The following is a 22,305-nucleotide window of genomic DNA, read 5'->3' on the forward strand; positions in this document are numbered from 1 at the left end:
CTCACCGCCACTAACTAGTAAACTGAGTTTACGAATTAAAGGCGCGGCGCATAGGCGCAATTTGCACTTTTCCCGGTTCAGCCTGCATTCAGGTTCAAAGCACCATTCTCAGTCTCAGCCGATGGGTCGAGAGGTCGTCGGTCACGTTTCCCACAAGCTTTGTTGCGTACGGGAAAACGTTGGGCGGCGTCCATTCCGTACCCCGTGGACGCCGCCTTTCTTTTATCAGGCCGCCGCGCTGGGCCGCGCCGAGACGCGCAAGTGCCAGGCCCGCAAGTGGCCTGCATCTTCCGGCATTTCGAGGCCTGCGAAGGCGGCAAAATCGACCGTGCAGAGCGCCGTAATGTCGGCGGCTGAGAAGTCATTCCCCGCGATGAACTCACGGCCCGCCAGTTCGCGGTCGAGCCAGCGAAAGGCGGCGGCCGCCTGATCGCGGTTCGATTCGCCGAAATCCTTGAACTGCGTCACCACCTTGGCGGTGAAGGGATGCGCGTGACGCCAGAAATTGCCAACGGGCCCCATCAGAACAAACTCGACACGACGCAGCCACATATCGATCTGCGCCCGTTCCAGCGCGTTGCGGCCGAAAAGCGGCGGCTCGGGATACAGCTCCTCCAGATAGCGGCAGATCGAGACACTTTCAGCGATGACCTCGCCGTCGTCGAGCTCAAGGATCGGCGTCTGGCCAAGCGAATTCTTTTGCCGGTATTCGTCGGATTTGTGCTCGCGCTTCATCAATGAAACCTCGACGAGCGGCAGGTCAACGCCCTTCTCGGCCGCGAAGATGCGCACGCGGCGCGGATTTGGCGCCGGCATGGCCGAATTATAGAGCTTCATGAGATTCCCTTCTGTTCTGCTTTCCGGATTTCGGTTCAGGTAATGAGGCCGATCACTGCGCCGGTCATCGAGGTCGCCAGCGTGCCCGAAATGAGCGCGCGCGGCGCCAGCTCGACAATTTCCGAACGGCGCGAGGGGACGATGGCGGCCAGACCGCCGATCATGATGCCGACGCTGGCCGGATTGGCGAAACCGCAAAGCGCATAGACCATGATGAGGCGCGAACGATCGCTCAGGCCCGCGCCCGCCTCGCCTGCCAGCGCAATATAGGCAAGGAGTTCGTTGAGGATCGTCTTTGTCCCCATGATCTGGCCGGCGGCGGCTGCTTCCGATGCCGGGACGCCCATCAACCAGACCAGCGGCGCGAAAACCCAGCCAAAAATGCGCTGCAGGCTCAACGGCGCGCCCTGGATTTCCGGCAGCAGCGCCAGCAGGATGTTGAGGAGTGCCACCAGCGCCACCATCACGATCAGCATGGCGATGATATTGAGCAGCAGGCTCAGGCCGTCCAGGGTGCCGCGCGTCAGGGCGTCCATGCTGTTTTCGTATTCGACCACTGGTACATCGTCGCCGACGCCGGTCGGTATCCGGCCGTGTGCTTCCGGAACCATCAGACGCGCAATCAGCAGCGCGGCGGGCAGTGAGATCAGGGAGGCTGTGATGATCTGGCCAAGCGAACCCGGCACGACAGAGGCAATGATGCCGGCATAGAGAAAGAGCACCGTGCCCGCGACCGTTGCCAGACCAACCGTCATCACCGCGAAGAGTTCGGAGCGCGAGAGTTTCTCCAGATAGGGTTTGATCAGCAGCGGCGCCTCGACCATGCCGACAAAGACATTGGCGGCCGACGACAATCCGACCGCCCCGCCGATGCCCATGCTCTTTCGCAACAGGAAGGCGAAACCCCGCGTGATGACCGGAAGTATGCGCCAGTACCAGAGGAGCGCCGACAAGGCCGACATGAACAGGACCAGCGGCAGCGCCTGAAAGGCCAGCACGAAACTGTTTTGCGGATGGGCAATGTCATAGGGCGCGTCGCCTCCGCCGAGATAGCCGAAGACGAAGCCCGTGCCAGCACCTGTGGCCGCCATCAGCGCCTCGACGACGCTGTTGAGGCCCAGCATTGCATCGCGCGCGAGCGCCACCTTCAGCAGCGCCAGTGCGAGGGCCAGCTGCAAGGCGATGGCGACGGCGGCGTCCTTCAGGAGGCTGCCGCGCGCGGCGCGGCGATTCTCGCTCAGCACCCAGGCAAGCCCCACGATCGCGGCAAGACCCAAGGCGCTTTGAAGGGACAAAAGTGGCATGAAACGGTCTCTTGGGAGGGGCCCGGCGGGTGTCTACATCATAGGGTCGGCGGGTCGGCGTGCAACGGGCCGGACCTCATTTTGGCGACGTTTCGCTCCCTTGACCCCCGCCCCCCTCTCATGCACAAAGTCCCCCCAGTTTCCGCAAGGACAGCCCATTTCCCTCTCCCAACACGTGGCGCGGGCAGCTGCGGCCCCTTTCCAATCGGCCCGTGATGGCTGGCAGTTCAACTGGAGAATTACCGATGAGCATTCGATTTGACGGCAAGGTCGCCATTGTCACCGGCGCGGGCGGCGGTCTCGGCCGTTCCCATGCACTGGAACTCGCGCGCCGCGGCGCCAAGGTGGTGGTGAACGATCTCGGCGGCGATCGCACCGGCGCAGGCGGTTCGTCGGAGGCCGCCAACAAGGTGGTCGAGGAAATCAAGGCGCTGGGCGGCGAAGCGATCGCCAACGGCTCGTCGGTCACCGACGATGCGGGTGTCGAAAACATGGTCAAGCAGACCATGGACAAGTTCGGCCGCATCGACATCCTGATCAACAATGCCGGCATCCTGCGCGACAAGTCGTTTTCGAAGATGACGATGGAAGACTTCCAGCTCGTCGTCGACGTGCATCTGATGGGCACCGTGAAGCCGACCAAGGCCGTCTGGGAAATCATGAAGGCCCAGAACTACGGTCGCATCATGGTCACGGCCTCATCGACGGGCCTCTATGGCAATTTCGGCCAGACCAACTACGGCGCCGCAAAGCTCGCCGTGGTCGGCTTCATCAACACGCTGAAACTCGAAGGCCAGAAGAACAACATTCACTGCAACGCGCTGGCGCCTGTCGCCTATACCCGCATGACGTCGGATTTGATGCCGCCGGAGACCGAACAGATGCTGACGCCGGACAGCGTGTCTCCGGGCGTCATGTTCCTCGTCTCGGAAGATGCGCCGACCGGCATGATCCTTTGTGCAGGAGCCGGCGTTTTCGCCGCTGCACGCATGGAAGAAGCCGAAGGCATCTTCCTCGGTCGCGAAGGGCTGACGGCCGAAAAGGTCGCCGAAAACTGGGCGAAGATTTCCGATTTCTCAAACGCGACACCCTTCCATATGGGTGGCGAGCAGACCGGCAAGTTCTTCAAGCTGGCGACGGGCGGGAAGTAAATCAGCCGCCACTGCTGAAATACGAAGGGGAGCCAAGCGGCTCCCCTTTTTCTTGCCGTTACGCCAGCGATTTCTCCATCCGCCAGACCCGTTGCGGCTTGCGCCCCTCCGTCGTGCCGATGGTGACGTCGAGTTCGGCCGCAACCTGCCAGCCGTGCTTCTCGTAGAAGCGCCGCGCTCGGGCATTGCCAAGCTGACATTGCAGCCAGATGCGGCTGTACCCCGCCCGCTTCAATTCCTCTTCGGCGGCGGCAAGCACGCGCGGTGCGACACTGCGGCCATGCCATGCGGGCAGCACGAAGACCTGGCCAATGCCATCGCCTTCCCAACCTGCGAAGCCGACAATATCGCCGTCGACGCACGCGACGACACAATTGGGCAAGGTTGTTGCCATGCGCGGCTCGAAGAAGGAGAGCGGTCGCAGCGCCGCGATGTCGGGCGACAGATGCGCGTGACCTGCGTGCCATCCATCGTGCCAAACGCGCGCGAGCGCCGGAATGTCTCCGGCGCTCGCGACTCTCAAGACGATGTCAGGCGTTGCGCTCAAAGGCCGAGAACGGCCTTCGCCATGATGTTGCGCTGAACTTCATTCGACCCGGCATAGATCGAAGCCTTGCGCAGTGAGAAATAATAGGGCGCGGTCGTCATCGCATAGTCGGGACCGACATTCGGCTCGTTGGTCTCGACCATGCCGTCCTCGACGAAGGGCATGGTGTAGTGCCCGACCGCCTCGACAGCCAGTTCGGAAATCGCCTGCTGCAAATCGGTGCCGCGGCACTTCAAGAGTGACGATTCAGGACCAACATTGCCGCCGGTCGAAAGCGCCGAGAAGATGCGCAATTCGGTGAATTCCATCGCCGTGATCTGGGTCTCGATGTCAGCAATCTTCGAACGGAAACCCGGGTCCTCGGCCAATGTCTTGCCCCCCACTTTCGTGTCGGCGGCGATCTTCTTGACCTTGCCGATGGCGCGGGTAAGGCCGGCCGAATAGGGGTTGCCGCGCTCGAATTCGAGCAGGTACTTCGCGTAGGTCCAGCCCTTGTTCTCTTCTCCGACGCGGTTTTCGATCGGCACCTTCACGTCGGTGAAGAAGACCTGGTTGACTTCCTGATGAGGCGCGGGCGTGCCGTCGAGCAGCACCAGCGGCTCAACCTTGACGCCCGGTGTCTTCATGTCGATCAGCAGGAAGGAAATGCCTTCCTGGGGCTTGCCTTCCTTCGAGGTGCGGACGAGACAGAAAATCCAGTCCGCCCATTGTGCGACCGAGGTCCAGATCTTCGAACCATTGACGAGATAGTGGTCGCCCTTGTTCTCGGCTTTCGTCTGCAGCGAGGCCAGATCGGAACCGGCACCCGGCTCCGAATAGCCCTGACACCAGAGCACGTTTGTTTCGAGAATGTCGGGCAGGAAGCGCTTCTTTTGTTCGGGCGTGCCGAATTTCATGATGACGGGCGCCACCATGGTCGGGCCGAACGGCACCGTGTGCGGTACGCCGGCACGGCCCATCTCGACGTCGAAGATGTATTTCTGCGCATGCGTGAATCCCGGCCCACCGAACTCGACCGGCCAGTTCGGCGCCAGCCAGCCCTTCTTCGCCAGCGCCTTCTGCCACTGCACATGGCTTTCCTTGTCGATATAGCCATGCTTGGACCGCGCATGTTTGGCGCGCATCGCGGGCGTGTAACTCTCCTCGATGAAGCTGCGGACTTCCTTGCGGAACGCTTCGTCTTCCTTGCTGAACGACAGATCCATGATATTTCCCGCTTACACCTTGTCGAGGAAGAGCAGTGTCGGCGCACCGCCCAGCACGGCGCCCAGCGACGGGCCGGCGGCACGGAAATATTCCGTCTTGCCATGCGCGTCGAGGTCGGCCTGCGACGCGTATTGCTCCATCACGACATAGGTCGCCGCTTCTGATTTCGACTTGAAGAAATCATATTGCAGGCAGCCCTTCTCGTTGGACTTCACCTTGTCGCGCAGGGCACCGAAAACTTTTTCGAACTCCGCTTCCTTGCCCGGCTGCACTTTCAGGGTCGCCACGACGCCGATCACACTCATGTTCCGCTCCCGTTTCCGATTGTCTGCTTTGTTGTTGCCGGGACTTTAGGCGTAAAGGCCCGTCGCTTCAATGTCCGGACCGCCCCCGCCTGTTCGCCGGGCGCGGCGGTGCTGTTCAATTTCGAACTCGCTACTCGCCTTGGTAGCTTGGCGGCCGCTTGTCGAAAAAGGCGTCCAGCGCCTCACGATGGTCCTTCGTGTGGTGGGCGAGCGCCTGCATGGAGGCAGAGAGCTCCATCACATTGTCGAAGGAGGTCAGCATGCCCTGACGCAGCAATTGCTTGGTCATGCGCAATACGTCCGGCGGCTGGTTGCAGATTTTCGCCGCAACCTCATTGGCCCGATCCATCAGGGTTGCGGCCGGAACCACTTCCGAAACGAGACCCCAGTCCTTCGCGGTCGCAGCATCGATGGTGTCGCCGGTGTAGAGAAGCTCCGAGGCGCGGGCCATGCCGATAATGCGCGGCAGCAGCCAGGCGCCGCCATCGCCGGGGATCAGGCCGATCTTCAGGAAGGTGGCGCCGAAGATGGCGTTGTCGGCGGCGATGCGCGTGTCGGCCAGGCAGGCGACATCGTTTCCGAGGCCGATGGCCGGGCCGTTGACGGCGGCGATCACCGGCACTTCGATGCCCCAGACCGATTTGACGATCCGGTGGATGCCGTTGCGGTAGCGTTCGCGGATATGGACGCCCGGACCGCCGAAACCGTCACCCCCCTCGCGCATGGCTTTCACATTGCCGCCGGCCGAGAAGGCCTTGCCGGCACCTGTCAGAATGACGCAGCGCACGCTCCTGTCGGCATTAATGCGGGCGGCGGCAGCGGTGAAATTGTCCGCGTCCTCCGGTGCCCCCAGCGGGTTGCGGCTTTCCGGCCGGTTGATCGTCAAGGTGACGATGGGGCCGCTTTTCTCGAAAATCAGGGGATCGCTCATCGCAGTTGTGCCTCTTTTCTGTGCATGGGCGGCATGGCCCGGCGGTTGTTTATCGGCTTTGGTCCGACACATCCAGATGCTCCGGCGATACCCGGCCGAGAGCGGGAGTTTTCCCCAGTACATCCGAGGAATTATGTCGTTTTAACCATGTCTCGGAAAACCTTGTTAAGACTTTTCGTCGAGGCTTGGCCAACGAAATCGGGGAGCTCGCGGGGACGATCTACAGCGAGCGAGCGGCCCATCGCGCTTCAGGCCAAAAGGGCAGTTACATGGCAGTGGACGACGCATCGCGGAATTCTGCGCCAGGCGCGAATGCGGGCGACGGTCTGTTCGGATCTTCATCCGGGCGGGGTCCATGGGCCTCGCTGCATGCCTATGCCGCCGCGATGTCCGGCGGCGGACACGAGCTGACGCCGAAGGCGAGGCTTGCCCAGTTGCGGACGCTGGCGGAATCGCAAGTCAGTATGCCCTTTGCCTTTCCGGTGCTGATGATCGGCTACGGGATCAGCCACGCTTATATCGTCGCCTGGCCCATTATCGCGATCTGGGGCGCCGCCATGGTCGTGCTGCATCTCGCGACGATGACCACGGCACGGCGTTTTCTCACCACAGAGGTCGATCCGGAGGATGTGGCGCGCTGGCGCTGGCGGTTCGAGGGGCTGACGGCCGCGTTCTCGTTCAGTTTCTCCTCGCTTCTGTTTCTTTTCTGGCAACCCGACGACATCTTCCACCAGACCTATCTGGTCTCGTCGGTCACCATTGCGCTGGTGCCGATGACACTGGTGACAATCTTCTATTTCCCCGTCTTCTACTGGACCATCCTGCCCGCCGTCGGCGCGCTCGCATTGCGCATGGCCCTCTATGGCGACCTGTTCCACTTCGCGATCGTCGGTGTGCTCGCCGCATTCACCGTGCTGCTGGTCAAGCTCGCTTCGCAGGTCAACAACGCCATGCAGCGCGCGATCACGCTGCGCGAGGACAAGAATGTGCTGATCGATCAGCTGTTCAAGGCCAAGCGCGACTCCGATGCCGCGCGGGCGCGCGCCGAAGAAGCCAATCGCGCCAAGTCGCATTTCCTCGCCAATATGAGCCATGAACTGCGGACGCCTCTCAACGCCATCATCGGTTTCTCGGAAGTCATGTCGTCGGAGATTTTCGGAAAGCATGTCGTGCCGACCTACCGGGAATATGCCGATGACATCAACCGTTCGGGTCAACATCTGCTCGGTCTCATCAACGACGTTCTCGACCTGTCGCGCATCGAAGCCGGCCGCTTCCAGATCACCGAAGAGGATGTCGACATCGCGCAATTGGCCGAGGACAGCCGCCGCATTCTCGAAATCCGGGCGCAGGGTCAGCGCGTAACGATCGCTACCGATTTCGAACCGGATCTGCCTATCTTTCATGGCGATGCCCGCGCCATGCGGCAGACCTGGATCAACCTGCTGACCAATGCCATCAAGTTTTCGCCGCCCGGTTCGGAAGTGCGCATGTTTGCCCGCATGGAAGCCAATGGCGAAATGCGCTTCGGCGTTCACGATCGGGGCCCCGGTATCGCCGAATCCGAGATCGACAAGGTGCTGCATGCCTTCACGCAGGGCGCCTCTGGCCTTGCCCAGCCCGGCAAGGGCTCGGGGCTCGGCCTTTCGATCGTCAAGGGCCTGCTCGCGGTCCATGGCGGACGCTTCGAATTGAAGAGCAAGCTCGGCGAGGGTACGCAGGCCGAATGCGTCCTGCCGCATCAGCGCCTGCAACCGTCCGTGTCGATGGCCAAGCGTGCTTCCTGATGCACCACCCGTCAACGAAAAGGGCCGCTTGCGCGGCCCTTTTGCTTATTCAGTCCCGGTCGGGCTCACGCCGCCTCGGAATAGCGCTTCAACTGGTAGTCGACATTGCCGAACTGGGTGTCGATCATGGTCAGGCGCTTGAAATAGTGGCCGACATTGAGTTCGTCGGTCATGCCCATGCCACCATGAAGCTGCACGGCCTGCTGGCCAACGTAACGCCCGGCCTTGCCGATCTGCACCTTGGCGCCGGCGGCGGCCTTGATGCGCTCCACATCGCTTTCGGCGAGCTTCAGGTTGACCATGTAGGTCATCGACACCGACTGCTCATGAGCCATGAACATGTCGACCATGCGGTGCTGCAGCACCTGGAACTTGCCGATGGGAACGCCGAACTGCTTGCGCGTCTTGCAATATTCGACGGTCGCCGTGTTGAGTTCCTTCATGCAGCCGATGGCTTCGGCTGAAAGTGCAGCAATCGCTTCGTCGGTGATCTTTTCGACCAGCGGCAGCCCCTTGCCTTCCGCACCGATCAGCGCGTCGGCGCCGACCTTGACGTTCTCGAAGGTGATTTCCGAGGCGCGGCGGCCATCGACCGTCGGGTAGTCGCGCGTGGAAACACCGGCCGCCGACTTGTCGACGATGAAGACCGAGACGCCGTCGCGGTCGCGCTGACCGCCGGAGGTGCGCGCGGTGACGATCAGCTTCTGCGCCCAGGGCGCGCCCAGCACCACGGCCTTGTAGCCGTTGATCGTGTAACCCGAACCGTCTTTCTTCGCCGTCGTCGTCAGGTCAGCGAGGTTGTAGCGGCCCTGCGGCTCGGCATAGGCGAAGGCCCAGACTGTCTCGCCGCCGATGATGCCGGGGATCAGCGCTTCCTGCTGTGCTGCCGTGCCGCCTTCGCGCAGGAAGCCGCCGGCAATCACCACGGTTTCGACATAGGGCTCGACCACAAGATGACGGCCGAACTCTTCCATGATGATCATGTTCTCGATGGCGCCGCCGCCAAGGCCGCCCAGCTCTTCGGAGAAGGGCGCGGCGAGAAGACCGAGCTCGGCAAACTGCGCCCACATCTCCGGACGCCAGCCTTCGGCCGTCTTCGTGACCTTGCGGCGCGTGTCGAAGTCGTATTTGTCGGCGAGCAGGCTCTGCACCGTGTTGCGCAGCAGCGTCTGTTCCTCAGTGAACGAAAAATCCATCTCGTGACCTTCCCCTTGATGTTCTTGCGTTCCGAAGCCTCAGAGGCCCAGAACCATTTTTGCGATGATGTTGTGCTGGATCTCGTTCGATCCGCCATAGATCGAGGTCTTGCGCACATTGAAATAATCCTGCGCGGTGCCGGCGCTGTAGTCGGGACCCGGCACGAATTCGTTGCCGGTCACTTCCATGCGCGGCGCCTGCACCAGCGCGTAGTTGCCGACGGCCTCGACGGCCAGCTCGGTGATGCGCTGCTGGATTTCGGTGCCCTTGATCTTCAGGATCGAGGCTTCGGGACCGGGACCCCTGCCCTTGCTCTCGGCGGCGAGCGTCCTGAGCTCCGTCACCTCGAGCGCCGAAAGGTCGATTTCGAGTTCGGCGACCTTGCGCGAGAACTCATCGGTCTTCATCAGCGGCGAACCGTCGACCAGTTCGGCATTGGCGATATTCTTCAGGCGCTCGATCGCCTTCTTGGAGCGGGCGACGCCGGCAATGCCGGAGCGTTCGTTGCCGAGCAGGAACTTCGCATAGGTCCAGCCCTTGTTCTCCTCGCCGATCAGGTTTTCGACCGGCACCTTGACGTCTTCAAGGAAGACCTCGTTGACTTCATGCGCGCCGTCCATGGTGATGATCGGACGCACGGTGATGCCCGGCGTCTTCATGTCGATCAGCAGGAAGGAAATGCCTTCCTGCGCCTTGGCGTTCGGATCGGTGCGGACGAGGCAGAACATCCAGTCGGCGAATTGCGCCAGCGTCGTCCAGGTCTTGCCGCCATTGACGATGTAGTGGTCGCCCTCACGCACCGCCTTGGTGCGCAGGCTGGCAAGATCGGAGCCCGAGCCCGGCTCGGAGTAACCCTGACACCACCAGTCATCGGCCGACAGGATGCCCGGAATGAAACGCTTCTTCTGTTCCTCGTTGCCGAAGGTGTAGATCACCGGGCCGACCATCGAGAGACCGAAGGGCAGCAGCGGCGAGGTTTCGGCGCGCGCATTTTCTTCGTTCCAGATGTAGCGCTGGGTGATCGTCCAGCCGGTGCCGCCATATTCGACCGGCCAATGCGGCACGACCCAACCCTTCTTGTAGAGGATGCGGTGCCACTTCAGGATGTCTTCCTTCGACATCTCGCCGCGTGTGCGGCGGCCGCCCTTCAGCTCCTGCGGGTAGTTGTCGGCGATGAACGTGCGAACCTCGTCGCGAAAGGCAAGCTCTTCGGGGGAGAAGCTCATATCCATAGGGTCGACCTCCATAGTGGCGGCGCACGGGCGGCCTTCGCCTCCCGCGCTTCACGCCGGCTTATTCGTTTTCATGGTCCGGTGCCGCCCGTCCGGAGGGTTCGGCCCCCCGTCGATCCCGCGTGCCGAGACGCTATTTTGGCGGTGATAATAGTCCCAAAGGCCCCTGTTGCAAGGGCGCGGCCTCCTATGCCGCGAACGGGGCCCTGTTCGGTTTTGAACGGTGGCGCAGCCGGCAGACGGCCTCAAAGCTGCGCCTGCGTCGCCATGCCGCCATGCACGGCCAGAGCGGATTTGACGAGGCCGATGGCCAGCGCGGCGCCGGCTCCCTCTTCAAGGCGAATGCCGGTTTCGAGAAGGGGATCGAGCCCCATGGCGGCCAGCAGCCGCGCATGGGCGGGGTCGCCGGAAGCGTGCGCTGCCCTGCAGTGATCGAGCGCCGACGGATCCATTTTCCAGAGCACCGCCGCTGCGGCACAGGAGACGAAGCCATCGAGCAGGACCGGAATGCGCTGATAGCGGGCGGCGAGGATGGCGCCGGCGATGGCGGCAAATTCGCGCCCGCCGACGCGGCGCAGCGCCTCCAGCGGGTCGCCGAGGTGGCCCTCATGTAGCGCGAGGGCAGCCGACACCGCCTCCCCGGCCCATGCCGATCCGTCCGTCCAGGCGCCCGGCGCGCCGCCGAGAAGCGCGCAAGCGAGCGCCGCCGCGACCGTACGGTTGCCGGCGCCTGCCGCACCGACGCAGAGAAGGTCGGCGCCGCCGGCAATCGCCTCCATGCCGAAGGCCATGGTGGCGGCGCAAGCGGCTTCGGAGAGCGCAGCATCGGCGCGGATATCGGGCGTCGGCAGATCGAGGGCGAGGTCGAACACCTTGAGGCCCGCTTCGGCCTGCAAGGCGACCTGGTTCACCGCCGCGCCGCCCGCTGCATAAAGCTCGACGAGACGATGGGTCGCCTGCGCGTCCGCGCCGGGATCGGCGGCGGCAAGGCCGTGCGTCGCGGCGAAGATCGCGACCAGAGGCCGCATGACGGCGGGTTTCGGACTGGCTTGCCAGGCGGCCATCCATTCGGCGATTTCGGCAAGGCGGCCGAGCGAACCCTCCGGCGCCGCAAGGTCGCGCGTTCGCGCCTGCGCGGCGGTGCGCGCGCCCTCATCCGCTTGCGGCAGGCCGGCCAGCAGGTTGCGGATGTCGTCGAAAGGAAGGCCTGTCGGTGCGCGTGTCATTCGTGAACTCGCCATGGGAAATCGGTTCGACCGCTCTATACTCCCTCGCGCCGCCACCCGGAACCGGAAAAGCCCACGTGACTTACTCGAAGCCGATCAAGAGCCCCTGCCTCAGCATCTGCGCCGTCGACGGCCGCGCCAATGCCTGTGTCGGTTGCGGGCGGACGCTGAAGGAGATCGCCGGCTGGAGCGCGATGAGCGACGCCGCGCGGGACGACGTGTTGCGCGCGCTGCCCGCCCGCATTGAGGCGCTGGGTCCGAAGGCGGCGGCACCCGAGGAAGCGTTGGCGAAGATCAGGGATGCGTTGGGGGCGTGATGCTGAAGGAAGTGCCGTTTTATTTTGTCCGCCATGGCGAGACGGACTGGAACCTCAATCGCAAGGCGCAAGGCCAGATCGATATTCCGCTCAATGCGACCGGGATCGAACAGGCCAGGGCGGCCGCCGAAATCGTGCGCGGGCTCGGCATCCGCAGCATCTGTTCCAGTCCGCTGTCGCGCGCCTACGAGACGGCGCGACATGCCTGCGACGCGGCCGGCTGCACGATCACCCTTGTCGACGAACTGATGGAATGCAATCTCGGCGCCGATGAGGGCCGCGATGGCGGCGACTGGTTCATGGACTGGCGCGAGGGCCGCTACCTGCCCGACGGCGCCGAAGTCTATGAGGATTTTCTTTCCCGCGCGCTCCGCGGCGTCAACAAGGCGCTGGAAGCGGAAGGCCCCGTGCTTGTCGTCGCACATGGCGGCGTCTTCTGGAGCGTACTCCGGCACGCGCGGATCGACAGTATCCCCTATGCGATGAACGGACAGGTGATGCGGCTCGACCCGCCGGGCGGCGAGAGAACGCACTGGCACGCCGAAGCGTTGACCGGTGCCGCGATCCCGCTCAGACCTTCTTCAGAAACTCGGTCTTGAGAACAAGGCCCTTCACCTTGTCGGCATTGCATTCGATCAGGCCCGGATCGTCCGTCAGGCGGATATTCTTGACCACCGTGCCGCGCTTCAGCGTGACCGAGGTGCCTTTCACCTTCAGGTCCTTGATGACCTGAACGGAATCGCCGTCGGCGAGCTTGTTGCCGTTGCTGTCTTTTACGTCGGTCATCGGGTCCCGGCCTCAATGCGGTGTGAGGTGCCTTCTTTAGGCCCGTCCAGCCACCTGCGCAACATGCTTACTCCGAACCGGACGCCGCCACCGCCTCGAACGCTGCCGGCGATATCCGCGCGGGACCGCGAAACGGGTTGTCCTGAATAGCGATCAGCCAGAGCGCGACCACGGCGGCGAGACTGAAGATCACGATAACGGAGCGATTGGAGGCCGGACGATCCAGAAAGCCCATGCCGAGAATGAATTGCGTGAGAAAGCCGAGCAGAAAGAGCGCCGACCACGAAAAACTCTGGAAATGAAATGTGACGGTTGCGATCCGGTCTGCCCTTGCATCCACAATCTTCTGCGAGAGTGCGAGCATGTGACCGTGAACAGTGGCGGAAATGTCGCTCCGGGCCGGCGCGTCATGCACGGCGCGCATCAGCTCCAGCAGTCTCTGCGCCGTCCTCTCGCTGTCGCTCTCGTCGATCATTCGCGTCCATTCGTCCGCGATGACGGACCCGGCATAGGCGCGAATGGCCGCGCGGATCGCATCGCCACCCTCGCCCGCCGTCTCGCTGCCGACGGCAAGACCGAGAAGCGCCGCCGCTTCGGTCTGCACCGCTTCGGCCGCGCGGTCCTTGCGCGCCATCGTGTCGGCGAGCAGGAAGGCGGCGAAAAGCGCAAAAAGCGTGGATACGGCCACATAGGTCGGAAGGCCGAGGCTGCCGTTGACGAGGCGGCCGCGGAGCGGCGAGCGGCATTGCAGCCAATGGATGATGCCGCCCGAAACGGCGAAGATGAAGATCAGCGCCGGCAGGATGAGCAGCGGATGAAACTGAAGCCAGAAACGAAACATGCCCTTTGCCCCCTCTTCCGCCGCCGCGAGCGCCTACCGGAATATTGGCACGCAGAATGTCAATGTAAAGCGGCAAGCGGCAAGCGGACGACACACCGAAGGCCCCGCGAAGCGAGGCTTCCGGGGTTTCGGCACGCAACAGAAAGAAGGATGCGCGGGGCGCATTGAACTCGACCGTACATGTCTTGCATGTGACATGTGGCACATGTAAGGGCGGTCTCGTTCCCGCCCCGCGCGCTGCGATTTTCGGTTCGACATCTGTCGCGTCGCGGGTAGTCCGGCGCATATCGGCCGCTACCCCGCCGGTCGTTAACCGGCCCACGTCCGTCGACCTCTTCGGCAGTGGGGTCTGGCGTCCCACACCGCAAGACTGCAGCATTCCCTCTCCACGCATTCGGCCAGTCCGGACGCGCCCTTCGGTGGAGCGAGATGAACCTAATATGGGGACGGTTTGGTGGGTGGGGATAAGTTTATTTTCACGCGCGGTGAGCGACGGCTCTCGCGCGCATTGCCTGGCAACGCGGCCATCAGAACAGCTGGGCGTATTCGACGACGTTCAACGTTTCGCGCGACTGGATTTCGTAGCCCCGTTCGCGCAACCCTTGTTCGATGCCCGGCATATGCGCCGCACCCCACGGAATGATGACAACCGGGTTCGATGGCGCCTCGTCGTCAAAAACCGCCAAAAGCTTCTTGTTTCGCTTGTCGATCACCTCGCTCCAGGCCAGAACGGCTTCTTCTTCCGAGAACTGCGTGTTCAAAACACTGAAGCGCTCGAGAGCGTCGCGTATCGACCTTGCGCCGTAGATATCGCCCACCTCCGAGAGGTAACGAATTGTACTGTCGGAGAATTCGCTGACATCGATATCTGCCCTGACGATATGCGTCCGCCGCTCCGGATCGGCGTCACCCTCGAGCATCCCGGTTCCGTTGCCATCGGACTCCGCCATCCACTCCATCTGAATGGCCACCTGGTCATCGAGACCCAGGACCTCGGCAAGGCGTCCCACCGGCCGGTCACCCCTCAAGCGCCCCTGCGCGTCGGTAACGCCCTCAACAAGCACGAGAGCGCCTGGCGGTATGTTTCCAAACACGTCGCGATAGAATTGCTGTTTGCCGAGATGCATCATGCCGACGAGATGCACAGTCCTGTCGTCCTTTACGAGAACCGCCTTCTGCACCTCGATGCCGGTCCATGAGAAATGGAGATAGCCGCCTGTCTGCTGCTCAATCAGTGTCAGAAATGACATTGCGACGACGACAGGCACGGCAATCACAATGGTGGCCACGATCGCGCCAATCGTTATCAGTGTCCGGCGCAACGACCGCGTCCTGACAGGCAAATCCGCGACAGAAATGTAGAGACGCCCCGTCCGGCGCCGGAGCAGAAAGACGGCAAGGACGAAGACGGCAATTTGCACAAGGGTAAGCGGCACATTTACCAGCGGTTCAGTGACAGAAACGCTCAGCGGCCAAACGATCAGATTTCCCCATATGGCGCACAGTGCCAGCAGCAGAAAGACGCGCTTCGGCAATTGCGGGATGAAAAGGAGTATCGCGATCAGCAGCGGCGACAGCAGAAGCACCGCAAGGGCGACGCCAAGACGGGTTGGCCAGAGTCCCTCGAAGCCCGCGAGGCCTTGCAGCAGGTCGTCGACAATCGACAAGACCGCGTCGAGCCCGAAGACAAGGAGGTAGAAATTGGCGAAGAAAACCACAGCCGCCAGAAACGGGCGGCGGCGCGGTGCCGGGCTGTCTGTGATGCTGACGTTCATGTCTCCCCCATCGCGCAATGAGGACAGGAGACCCGAACGACTGTCAAACTCAAATAGTTGTCAGCCCGCGTCCTTTTTCGCGCGTACGTTCAACGGATCGCGCTTCAGGATGCGGCCTTCCAGCGCCCCGAGCCAGTCGAGGCCTTCGCGCAGACGCACCACATCGCCGATGACAATGATGGCGGGGGCCTTGAAGTCCGTGCGGGCGACATCGGCGGCGGCGGTGCCGAGCGTTGTTTCGAGGACCTGCTGATCCTTCAGCGTTGCGTTGCGGACCAGTGCCACCGGCTCATCGGCGCGGCGGCCGTTTTCGATCAGCCGTTTCGCGATGGCGCCCAGATGCGAGAGCGCCATGTAGAGAACAATCACCGGCGAGCCTTTGGCAATCGACGGCCAGTCGAGATTTTCAGGGATCGCGCCGCCCGCCATGTGGCCAGTGACGAAGGTGACCGCGTGGTTGATGTCACGGTGGGTGACCGGGATGCCGGCATAACCGAGGCCGCCGACGCCGGCCGTCACGCCCGGCACGAGGCGGAAGGGAATGCCCGCATCGACCAGGGCGAGGGCTTCCTCGCCGCCGCGGCCGAAAACGAAGGGATCGCCGCCCTTCAGGCGCAGCACCCGTTTGCCCTGGCGGGCAAGTTCAATCAATCGCGCCGAAATATCGCGCTGTTTCGGGCTCGGCTTGCCGCCGCGCTTGCCGGAATATTCGAGCGTCGCGCGCGCGCTTGCGAATTGCAGAACGGTTTCGTCGACCAGCGCGTCGTAGACGACGATGTCGGCCTGTTTCAACGCATTGAGCGCATGGAGCGTCAGGAGGCCCGGATCGCCCGGCCCGGCCCCGACCAGCCAGACCCAGCCCGGCTCGAAAGCCGGCAGCGCAAGACGCGCCGCCGCGTCATCCGCCATCTGCGGTGCCCGCTTCGTCTTCCGTCCACCCGTCAGGGAGATGACTTTTCGCTCAGTCATTTCACTTCATTTATTAGTGCTTTTATCCACAACGCAACCATAGCATGTAAATAAGAGCCTGTCCCAGCCGCTCCAAGCCCTGACCTGGAGATTTCAACCCGCCCGCCTTAGATGAGCGACATGAGACAGAACAACCGCAATACCGCAGAGAAACTTCATAAAATAACAATATAATCAATATGTTATGGATCAATCTCGGGACGGTCCAACGTGCCGGCCCGCGGTAATGCGAGCGGTTTCAACGATACATCCCGCTATGTCCCGGATCGCCGCCTCAAGTCCCAGATTCCGCATAATCTTCTCGTGCTCGATGAATTCAGCAAGACGCTCAGAGCAGCCGCGAATGGTTGCCTTCTCGCCCACAAGTGCCGTGGGTTCACATTTGAAGTGCAACAGTTGGGTTGGGAAGAGGGGACTGACACGTTAAGTCGGGCCGGCCGCATGCTCCCTCCGCGGTTGATCGCACCCTATGGCCCCAGTCCGGCGACAAGTCAGCGTCAGCCTGCCAGCACCCGTTGGCGAGAGTGCATGTGCCGTTCTGTCCAGTGACAGACCATCAATAGGCGTATGTGACGGAAATCCAGGTCTTGTCGCGGTCGGCAAAGCCGTTCTCGCCGTCGAAGCTGGCGTATTTGACGTTGAACGACAGCCGACTGGTGAGAACGAAGTTTGCGACGACGTCGAATTCATTGCCGAATTCGACGCCGCCCTTGTCGGATGAGAATTCGTGATAGGCCACGCCGAGCACGAGCTTGGAAACCATCGGAATGCCGGTCAGCGCATATGATGCAGCGACATAAATGTCTTCGAGACCTGCCGCAGGCGTCGCGAGGAAAGCGTCGGCCCAGCCGTTGAAGGCGTGAAGCGTGGCAAGCGGCGTGGAAAACCCCGTGGTGCCGTCGCTTCCAAGCCGTTCATAGCCGCCCGTCAGGCTTGCGGCGCCATGGGCGACCGTCGCTTCGGCGAGGTAGTAGTCGAGATCGAGCGACAGCGGATTGCCCGCGTGGTCGTTCTGATGTGCGTATTCGCCGGTCAGCGTGAGCTTCGTGCCTTCGGCAATGTCGAAAGGTGCGGAGAGGCGAACGCCATAGGTCGCCGTCGACAGCGCCGGTGCTTCGTTAAGATCGAGGAGATAGGCGTAGCCGCCGACGGTCACGACGCTGAACCCGGCATAGTCAACATTGAAGAGATGCGTGTCGCCACGGAAGCGTCCGGCGGGGCTGTTTTCGCCGAAGATGCGATTGACGCGATTGACATAGGCGTAGCCGAGCGTCGTGTCGGGCAGGCTCGTGTTGACCACACGAAAGGCGTCGAAGGTCTGTTCGTTCTGACGCCAGCCGACATTGCCGACGAAGCGGGCATTGCCGAGAATGATGCGCTGGCGGCCGACCGTCACCGTTGTGGCAGGAAGTCCGGTGTAGGCAATCTGCAGCCGGTTCAGCTCCGCCGTGTCGGCGTCGGGCACGACGGGATAGGTGGCCCGGCCGTTGATGGTGTCGTTGTAGTCTTCCGGACCGACATGACCGATCAGGTCGAAATCGGCCAACGCCGAGAAGCCGTAGAACGATCCGGTCTCGTAACCGAGGCGCGCGCGACCCGTATAGGCGTTCGCGTTGTTCGGCAATCCGTCCTGTTCGACATGCTCGTAACGCAGGCGCAGATCTATGATCGGCTTGCCGCCGAGAAGCGCTTCGGTGAAATCCTCTTCGGCCTGGGCGGGGCCGCTGGCTGCGCCGGCCGCGGAAATGACAAGAGCAGCAACCAGGCAGGTGCGTTTCGACTTATACGATCGCATTCGCCGTCCATCCTTCACTTGGCGGCACCAGCCGCGAGCCATAAAAAAAAGCGCCTGCTCGACGAGCTCTCATCGAAACAGACGCCATTGTCTGAACCGACATTCACCGGATGACCGGTGTCGAAGCCAATTGGGCTATTGCGGCTTCCCCAGCAAGACTGACAGCCGGCCGCACAAGCTGAGGGGGGATGGTTCGAAGTCGAAGGCGGACCGCGCCTGGACCTTTGTCCCCAGCCAAATTTCTACCGCCGCGATTTGTTGACGAAATAGCCTCCGTCGCCGAACTCATCGCAACAGACCTAAACTCTCGACGCTCCGAAAACGCCGCGTGCTGACCTGTTGCTCAACCCGCCCGAGAGGGCATGCTCATACCGCAGCTCTAATCCCCGACGGGGAAACTTCAGTGGCAGGTCAAGCCCTGCAAGTCCCGGATTGGACAACGTGTTCTGCTGTCAACAGATCTTCCATTGTGTTGATGTTCATGAACTCTGCGGATAGGTCGGGACTCCATTCAACTTGAACAGCGCTGCAGCGCTCAAGCGCTCCGTGAAGGCTTCGCCGTCCCTCGAGGGCGTATTTCCTGAGGGTGCCCTGACAGGTGGAAGGCCAAGCCGCAGATGTGGGATATGATGCGCCTTGCTGCGCGGCGACGGCAGGACAGTCGGTTTCCCTGACAGCGGCCACAAGACGCAGGAACAGATCGCAAGGCAAGAAAGGGCTGTCACAAGGATATGTAACGAATCCAGCCAGGTTGTTCGCAAGTGCCCAATCCATGCCAGCCAGCAATCCGGCAAGTGGTCCCTCAGCAGCCGGATGGTCTGTGATCTCAGGCAGACACGTTTTTCCCACCTGGCCTCGCTGTCTGACATTTATTACCGCAGGCACTCGCAAGCCATTCACCAGCGCAGACACGTGATCGATAAGTCGCTTCCCGGCGAGAAAGCGCTCAGCCTTTCTGCCGCCGATGCGCGTGCCATCACCACCGGCCAGAATGATCACACCGAATTCAGCCATCTGGACACCAGGAGCGCCGCGCAAGCGTTTCGACATCCCGCGCTTTTTCTACGGTCAGATCGAGGTTCCGGATAAGACCGTCGCGAATTGGGTAGATCCAACCATGTATGGCAAGGGTCTGCCATCGGCACCACGCATCGAAGACGAAGCGGTTGCGCCCGACATATTCAACCTGGGCTCTCATATTCTGTTGGCAGGTATCGTTTACCTTTGTTGTGAAGTCCGTGATCGCATCAAGGCGCTCAGCGCACCGGTGCGCGAGGTCTGCAACGGGTTGTAACCAGTAATCAATCAGTCCGCGGCGGTCGCTATCGAGCGCAGCGCGAACACCGCCACACCCATAATGCCCGCAGACGATGCTGTGCCCGACCTTCAGCACCTTGAGGGGGCACTGAAGGACCGAAAGGAAATTGACATCTCTCGACGGCGCCAGATTTTCCATGTTCCGATGAACAAACAGCTCGCCGGGATCCAGTCCTACGACTTCGTTCGCCGGGACCTGGCTGGCACTGCAGCCGATCCATAGATATTCAGTCGCCTGTTGTTCGGAAAGGCGCATGAAGAACGGGGACTCTGCACGCATGCGAGCGCGGGCCCAAGCCATATTGTTTCTTATGAGCGTGTCTATCATGACGCCTCGGGAAATGGGTCCGGAAGTCCGCGTCTGGCGGCAAGCCGCCGCCCAAGGTTACGCAGGTCTGTCTCGGTAAGCCGCACCCGTGCAACGGGCAGGACGACGGCATTCTCGACGGCAATATGCCCCTTCAGACCCGTGCAGAACTGTTCGATCACCGATCGAGATTCCGAATAACAACCGAGTCCTCGTTTTTCGGAAATGGCCTTGGCGATGACGCACTTCACCGCCGATGCATCATGCATGTCCGTCGCGTGTTCGCCGGAAAGAAAACCAAGCACATTCTCGATATGATCATTGGGCTCACATCGTTTGCGCATCAGAGGGAAGAGATCGTCTTCCTCATCGAGGATGTGGATGGGCAGGTCACACTCAAGAAATTCCAGGATCGCGTTCAACGCGTTCCGGTCAAACTCAACCACATCAATGAGCTGAAGGAGCCGCTTGCACAAGTCGCGGTGGCGATAGTGCTCGGCAAAGAACCAGACCAGCGGCTCGCCCAGCAATTCCAGTGGCGCCGACTCGATCTCTCCGACCTTCTTTATGCTGACCATAGCCCAACTCCTTACCTTCAGGGTTTTGTCTCGACCCTGCCTCTCATCTCTATGAGGCGATGCGACGTGCGGACCGGAGGCAGCTGGTGTGCGACGACCACGTCAAGACTGTCTACAAGGGGAGAAGAACTGTCCCGCAGCCTGGAGATCAGCTGGGTCCATGCCTCGTCATTGGCAGACGCGAGAAATTTCCGGATTGTCCGGGCGAGCACCCCGCCGGGCGCCTCCCCCTCCCGATCAGCGGTCAACTCGACAGATTGGCGAATACGTGGCGGAAGCTGGTCATAAATGCTTTCGATTTCTGCCAGCGCGGAACCGAGCAGTCCGTCCAGGCGCGGGATGCTGTTCTCTTCATCAGATAACCGACCATCGGTATCGAGCCTCAACCGGGGCTCTGCCGCCGAGTTCCCGAGAAGTACATCCACATAGCGCGCCGCTGCCCTGGTCCAGAACCGTGCTTCGATCTTCATCGCGATATGGGGGCGAACATACTCAAAGGGTAAGCGCGCGGCGGGTGACAGTTGGTCAAGGCGGAGTACATGCCAGCCATGCTCAGTCAGCACGGGCTCGCTTGAAACCTCGCCAGCCTTCATCTCCATAAGCGCGTTCCAGATTTCCGGAAGGATGTCGCCGGGACGCAGCTGACCAAGCGACCCGCCTTCGCTCGCTGATGGACATGCGGAATGTTCCATCGCCAAACGTCCGAAAATTTCCGGCCGTGACCTTAGCTGAAAGATGAGTTCAGTCGCCTTTGCCCGCGCAGCGGCAGGGTCAATGGCATCCACACCAGAAACGGCCACCAGTATGTGCGCGGCCTCGATCAGAGGCGGCGACATAAATGCTTCTGGCTGGGCATCATAGACGGCTAGAAGATCGCTCTCGGAAGGTGCATCGACATCGATTTCTTCGCTGAGCACAGCGCGAATGAGTGCTTCTTCGCAGGTTTCCTCTTGCCCATCAGAATTGCGCTCCGCGTCGGCTTCCAGGCCGAGCTCTCTGGCGCGATCAAGCAGGACGGCCTTCACTGCCAGCGCGCGTCCAGCCTGGGCACGTGCTTCTGATAGCGTCGCCGCTTGATGGTTCTGGATTTCCGTTGCCAGTAGCGTTTCAGGCACTTCCACGCCATGGAAGACGGCCGTAGGACCAGACATCACACACCTCCTGCTGATGATTTGGCCCGCTTGCTGTCAGCCGCCAGATCCCGCCGGGTCCGAACGAGTTGCCACCCCCGCCTATTGAGGTACCAGACCGGCGCCGAGAGCATGTGAACGAGACGCGTGAAGGGGAATACCAGGAAGATAGTCAGCCCCAGGAAAAGATGCGCCTTGAAGATCCAGTGAACATCCGCGACGTAGTTTGCTGCGCCGGGCCTGAAGGTGAAAATACCCTGAGCCCAGGACATGAACTTCACCATCTCTGAACCATCAAGATGCTGCACCGATAGTGGGATCGTCGAAAGCCCAAGCGCGAGTTGAAGCGTAAGGACGACGAGTATTGCCGTGTCACCAAAGCTCGACGTCGCACGAATGCGCGGATCGAACAGGCGGCGATGAAGGAGGATCAGAGCGCCCAGGATTGCGAAGGCACCGGCAATCCCGCCCGCGACGATCGCAAGGACTTGCTTGGCGCCGTGACTGATTCCCAGCGCATCAAAGAGTTCAATCGGCGTCAGCAAGCCGATAAAGTGTCCACCGAAAATGACCAGCACTCCGACATGGAACAGCACCGATCCCAGCATGAGCTGCTTTCGTCGAAGCAGTTGGGATGATCCCGAGCGCCACGTATAGGGCTCCCGGTCAAACCGAATGACAGAGCCGATCACCAATACGGCAAGGGCGATATAGGGATAGTACCCGAACATGGCCTGATCGAGCCATCCCGCGCTGGCAAGTGACGT

At 61.7% G+C, this 22,305-nt stretch carries 23 protein-coding genes; 4 read left to right on the plus strand and 19 right to left on the minus strand.

All coding sequences use genetic code 11. The annotated features are described in order from the left end of the window. Positions 1 to 225: 225 nt before the first annotated feature. Both Q7V31_RS05630 and Q7V31_RS05635 read right to left on the minus strand, forming a co-directional pair. Positions 226 to 837 carry a glutathione S-transferase family protein gene (locus Q7V31_RS05630; RefSeq protein WP_304732951.1) on the minus strand — a complete coding sequence of 204 codons (612 nt, stop codon included), beginning with the start codon at positions 835 to 837 and terminating at the stop codon, positions 226 to 228. Positions 838 to 872: 35 nt separating this feature from the next. Next, on the minus strand, positions 873 to 2,141 hold the full coding sequence (locus Q7V31_RS05635) for a NupC/NupG family nucleoside CNT transporter (RefSeq protein ID WP_304732953.1): 1,269 nt from the start codon (positions 2,139 to 2,141) through the stop codon (positions 873 to 875). A 245-nt stretch (positions 2,142 to 2,386) separates the two neighbouring features. Between Q7V31_RS05635 and Q7V31_RS05640 the strand changes: the two genes are divergently transcribed. Beyond that, positions 2,387 to 3,292 carry an SDR family oxidoreductase gene (locus Q7V31_RS05640; protein WP_304732954.1) on the plus strand — a complete coding sequence of 302 codons (906 nt, stop codon included), beginning with the start codon at positions 2,387 to 2,389 and terminating at the stop codon, positions 3,290 to 3,292. A gap of 58 nt (positions 3,293 to 3,350) precedes the next feature. On the opposite strand, the gene Q7V31_RS05645 is transcribed toward Q7V31_RS05640, so the two are convergent. The 4 genes from Q7V31_RS05645 to Q7V31_RS05660 form a co-directional block, all read right to left on the minus strand. Next, on the minus strand, positions 3,351 to 3,815 hold the full coding sequence (locus Q7V31_RS05645; protein WP_304732957.1) for a GNAT family N-acetyltransferase: 465 nt from the start codon (positions 3,813 to 3,815) through the stop codon (positions 3,351 to 3,353). A 20-nt stretch (positions 3,816 to 3,835) separates the two neighbouring features. Then, positions 3,836 to 5,044, minus strand: coding sequence for an acyl-CoA dehydrogenase family protein (locus Q7V31_RS05650; RefSeq protein WP_304732959.1), 1,209 nt, complete (start codon positions 5,042 to 5,044; stop codon positions 3,836 to 3,838). 12 nt (positions 5,045 to 5,056) lie between these two features. Beyond that, positions 5,057 to 5,350: a putative quinol monooxygenase gene (locus Q7V31_RS05655; RefSeq protein WP_304732961.1), complete on the minus strand. Its 294-nt coding sequence runs from the start codon at positions 5,348 to 5,350 to the stop codon at positions 5,057 to 5,059. Positions 5,351 to 5,480: 130 nt separating this feature from the next. Beyond that, the gene (locus Q7V31_RS05660; RefSeq protein WP_304732963.1) at positions 5,481 to 6,281 is read right to left on the minus strand and encodes a crotonase/enoyl-CoA hydratase family protein; all 801 of its coding nucleotides are present in this window, start codon (positions 6,279 to 6,281) and stop codon (positions 5,481 to 5,483) included. Between the two features lie 269 nt (positions 6,282 to 6,550). On the opposite strand from Q7V31_RS05660, the gene Q7V31_RS05665 reads away from it, so the two are divergent. Beyond that, a complete protein-coding gene (locus Q7V31_RS05665; RefSeq protein ID WP_304732965.1) occupies positions 6,551 to 8,068 on the plus strand; it encodes a HAMP domain-containing sensor histidine kinase in 1,518 nt (505 codons plus the stop codon). Between the two features lie 65 nt (positions 8,069 to 8,133). On the opposite strand, the gene Q7V31_RS05670 is transcribed toward Q7V31_RS05665, so the two are convergent. The 3 genes from Q7V31_RS05670 to Q7V31_RS05680 form a co-directional block, all read right to left on the minus strand. Next, positions 8,134 to 9,264, minus strand: a complete 1,131-nt coding sequence (locus Q7V31_RS05670; RefSeq protein WP_304732967.1) for an acyl-CoA dehydrogenase family protein — start codon at positions 9,262 to 9,264, stop codon at positions 8,134 to 8,136. A 39-nt stretch (positions 9,265 to 9,303) separates the two neighbouring features. Next, positions 9,304 to 10,497: an acyl-CoA dehydrogenase family protein gene (locus tag Q7V31_RS05675; RefSeq protein ID WP_304732969.1), complete on the minus strand. Its 1,194-nt coding sequence runs from the start codon at positions 10,495 to 10,497 to the stop codon at positions 9,304 to 9,306. Positions 10,498 to 10,742: 245 nt separating this feature from the next. Continuing rightward, positions 10,743 to 11,723, minus strand: a complete 981-nt coding sequence (locus Q7V31_RS05680; protein ID WP_304732971.1) for a nicotinate-nucleotide--dimethylbenzimidazole phosphoribosyltransferase — start codon at positions 11,721 to 11,723, stop codon at positions 10,743 to 10,745. 77 nt (positions 11,724 to 11,800) lie between these two features. Here Q7V31_RS05680 and Q7V31_RS05685 point away from each other — a divergent pair, with 77 nt between their 5' ends. Continuing rightward, a complete protein-coding gene (locus tag Q7V31_RS05685; RefSeq protein WP_304732973.1) occupies positions 11,801 to 12,040 on the plus strand; it encodes a DUF1289 domain-containing protein in 240 nt (79 codons plus the stop codon). Next, complete coding sequence (locus Q7V31_RS05690) at positions 12,040 to 12,639, plus strand: histidine phosphatase family protein (protein ID WP_304732975.1); 600 nt, start codon at positions 12,040 to 12,042, stop codon at positions 12,637 to 12,639. The genes Q7V31_RS05685 and Q7V31_RS05690 overlap by 1 nt, the downstream gene beginning before the upstream one ends. Here the strand turns inward: Q7V31_RS05690 and Q7V31_RS05695 are convergent. The 10 genes from Q7V31_RS05695 to narI form a co-directional block, all read right to left on the minus strand. Further along, complete coding sequence (locus Q7V31_RS05695) at positions 12,611 to 12,826, minus strand: alkylphosphonate utilization protein (protein ID WP_304732977.1); 216 nt, start codon at positions 12,824 to 12,826, stop codon at positions 12,611 to 12,613. The two genes, Q7V31_RS05690 and Q7V31_RS05695, sit on opposite strands and share 29 nt — an antisense overlap. Before the next feature lie 67 nt (positions 12,827 to 12,893). Further along, positions 12,894 to 13,667, minus strand: a complete 774-nt coding sequence (locus tag Q7V31_RS05700) for a DUF4239 domain-containing protein (protein ID WP_304732979.1) — start codon at positions 13,665 to 13,667, stop codon at positions 12,894 to 12,896. A 527-nt stretch (positions 13,668 to 14,194) separates the two neighbouring features. Continuing rightward, complete coding sequence (locus Q7V31_RS05705) at positions 14,195 to 15,442, minus strand: hypothetical protein (protein ID WP_304732981.1); 1,248 nt, start codon at positions 15,440 to 15,442, stop codon at positions 14,195 to 14,197. Between the two features lie 60 nt (positions 15,443 to 15,502). Further along, positions 15,503 to 16,351: a uroporphyrinogen-III C-methyltransferase gene (gene cobA / locus Q7V31_RS05710; RefSeq protein WP_304733947.1), complete on the minus strand. Its 849-nt coding sequence runs from the start codon at positions 16,349 to 16,351 to the stop codon at positions 15,503 to 15,505. Positions 16,352 to 16,967: 616 nt separating this feature from the next. After that, positions 16,968 to 18,206 carry a hypothetical protein gene (locus Q7V31_RS05715; protein ID WP_304732983.1) on the minus strand — a complete coding sequence of 413 codons (1,239 nt, stop codon included), beginning with the start codon at positions 18,204 to 18,206 and terminating at the stop codon, positions 16,968 to 16,970. A gap of 411 nt (positions 18,207 to 18,617) precedes the next feature. Beyond that, positions 18,618 to 19,256 (minus strand): molybdenum cofactor guanylyltransferase, encoded by a 639-nt coding sequence (locus Q7V31_RS17335; protein WP_370690631.1) that lies wholly within the window; start codon positions 19,254 to 19,256, stop codon positions 18,618 to 18,620. Beyond that, a complete protein-coding gene (locus Q7V31_RS05720) occupies positions 19,213 to 19,779 on the minus strand; it encodes a carbonic anhydrase (protein WP_304732985.1) in 567 nt (188 codons plus the stop codon). Before Q7V31_RS05720 ends, Q7V31_RS17335 begins: the two co-directional genes overlap by 44 nt. A gap of 68 nt (positions 19,780 to 19,847) precedes the next feature. Then, the gene (locus Q7V31_RS05725) at positions 19,848 to 20,408 is read right to left on the minus strand and encodes a hemerythrin domain-containing protein (protein ID WP_304732987.1); all 561 of its coding nucleotides are present in this window, start codon (positions 20,406 to 20,408) and stop codon (positions 19,848 to 19,850) included. 17 nt (positions 20,409 to 20,425) lie between these two features. Then, a complete protein-coding gene (locus tag Q7V31_RS05730; RefSeq protein ID WP_304732989.1) occupies positions 20,426 to 21,559 on the minus strand; it encodes a peptidylprolyl isomerase in 1,134 nt (377 codons plus the stop codon). Continuing rightward, the gene (gene narI, locus Q7V31_RS05735) at positions 21,559 to 22,269 is read right to left on the minus strand and encodes a respiratory nitrate reductase subunit gamma (RefSeq protein WP_304733948.1); all 711 of its coding nucleotides are present in this window, start codon (positions 22,267 to 22,269) and stop codon (positions 21,559 to 21,561) included. Before narI ends, Q7V31_RS05730 begins: the two co-directional genes overlap by 1 nt. Positions 22,270 to 22,305: the final 36 nt, after the last annotated feature.

Source organism: Parvibaculum sp. (assembly GCF_030651915.1).
In the GTDB taxonomy this organism is placed as follows: Bacteria; Pseudomonadota; Alphaproteobacteria; order Parvibaculales; family Parvibaculaceae; genus Parvibaculum.

Coding starts and splice junctions, on each gene's coding strand:
- Q7V31_RS05630 (WP_304732951.1), bottom strand. CDS start 837: ATGAAGCTCTATAATTCGGCCATGCCGGCGCCAAATCCGCGCCGCGTG.
- Q7V31_RS05635 (WP_304732953.1), bottom strand. CDS start 2,141: ATGCCACTTTTGTCCCTTCAAAGCGCCTTGGGTCTTGCCGCGATCGTG.
- Q7V31_RS05640 (WP_304732954.1), top strand. CDS start 2,387: ATGAGCATTCGATTTGACGGCAAGGTCGCCATTGTCACCGGCGCGGGC.
- Q7V31_RS05650 (WP_304732959.1), bottom strand. CDS start 5,044: ATGGATCTGTCGTTCAGCAAGGAAGACGAAGCGTTCCGCAAGGAAGTC.
- Q7V31_RS05655 (WP_304732961.1), bottom strand. CDS start 5,350: ATGAGTGTGATCGGCGTCGTGGCGACCCTGAAAGTGCAGCCGGGCAAG.
- Q7V31_RS05660 (WP_304732963.1), bottom strand. CDS start 6,281: ATGAGCGATCCCCTGATTTTCGAGAAAAGCGGCCCCATCGTCACCTTG.
- Q7V31_RS05665 (WP_304732965.1), top strand. CDS start 6,551: ATGGCAGTGGACGACGCATCGCGGAATTCTGCGCCAGGCGCGAATGCG.
- Q7V31_RS05670 (WP_304732967.1), bottom strand. CDS start 9,264: ATGGATTTTTCGTTCACTGAGGAACAGACGCTGCTGCGCAACACGGTG.
- Q7V31_RS05675 (WP_304732969.1), bottom strand. CDS start 10,497: ATGGATATGAGCTTCTCCCCCGAAGAGCTTGCCTTTCGCGACGAGGTT.
- Q7V31_RS05680 (WP_304732971.1), bottom strand. CDS start 11,723: ATGACACGCGCACCGACAGGCCTTCCTTTCGACGACATCCGCAACCTG.
- Q7V31_RS05690 (WP_304732975.1), top strand. CDS start 12,040: ATGCTGAAGGAAGTGCCGTTTTATTTTGTCCGCCATGGCGAGACGGAC.
- Q7V31_RS05695 (WP_304732977.1), bottom strand. CDS start 12,826: ATGACCGACGTAAAAGACAGCAACGGCAACAAGCTCGCCGACGGCGAT.
- Q7V31_RS05700 (WP_304732979.1), bottom strand. CDS start 13,667: ATGTTTCGTTTCTGGCTTCAGTTTCATCCGCTGCTCATCCTGCCGGCG.
- Q7V31_RS05705 (WP_304732981.1), bottom strand. CDS start 15,442: ATGAACGTCAGCATCACAGACAGCCCGGCACCGCGCCGCCGCCCGTTT.
- cobA (WP_304733947.1), bottom strand. CDS start 16,351: ATGGCGGATGACGCGGCGGCGCGTCTTGCGCTGCCGGCTTTCGAGCCG.
- Q7V31_RS05715 (WP_304732983.1), bottom strand. CDS start 18,206: ATGCGATCGTATAAGTCGAAACGCACCTGCCTGGTTGCTGCTCTTGTC.
- Q7V31_RS17335 (WP_370690631.1), bottom strand. CDS start 19,256: ATGTCGAAACGCTTGCGCGGCGCTCCTGGTGTCCAGATGGCTGAATTC.
- Q7V31_RS05720 (WP_304732985.1), bottom strand. CDS start 19,779: ATGCGCCTTTCCGAACAACAGGCGACTGAATATCTATGGATCGGCTGC.
- Q7V31_RS05725 (WP_304732987.1), bottom strand. CDS start 20,408: ATGGTCAGCATAAAGAAGGTCGGAGAGATCGAGTCGGCGCCACTGGAA.
- Q7V31_RS05730 (WP_304732989.1), bottom strand. CDS start 21,559: ATGTCTGGTCCTACGGCCGTCTTCCATGGCGTGGAAGTGCCTGAAACG.
- narI (WP_304733948.1), bottom strand. CDS start 22,269: ATGTTCGGGTACTATCCCTATATCGCCCTTGCCGTATTGGTGATCGGC.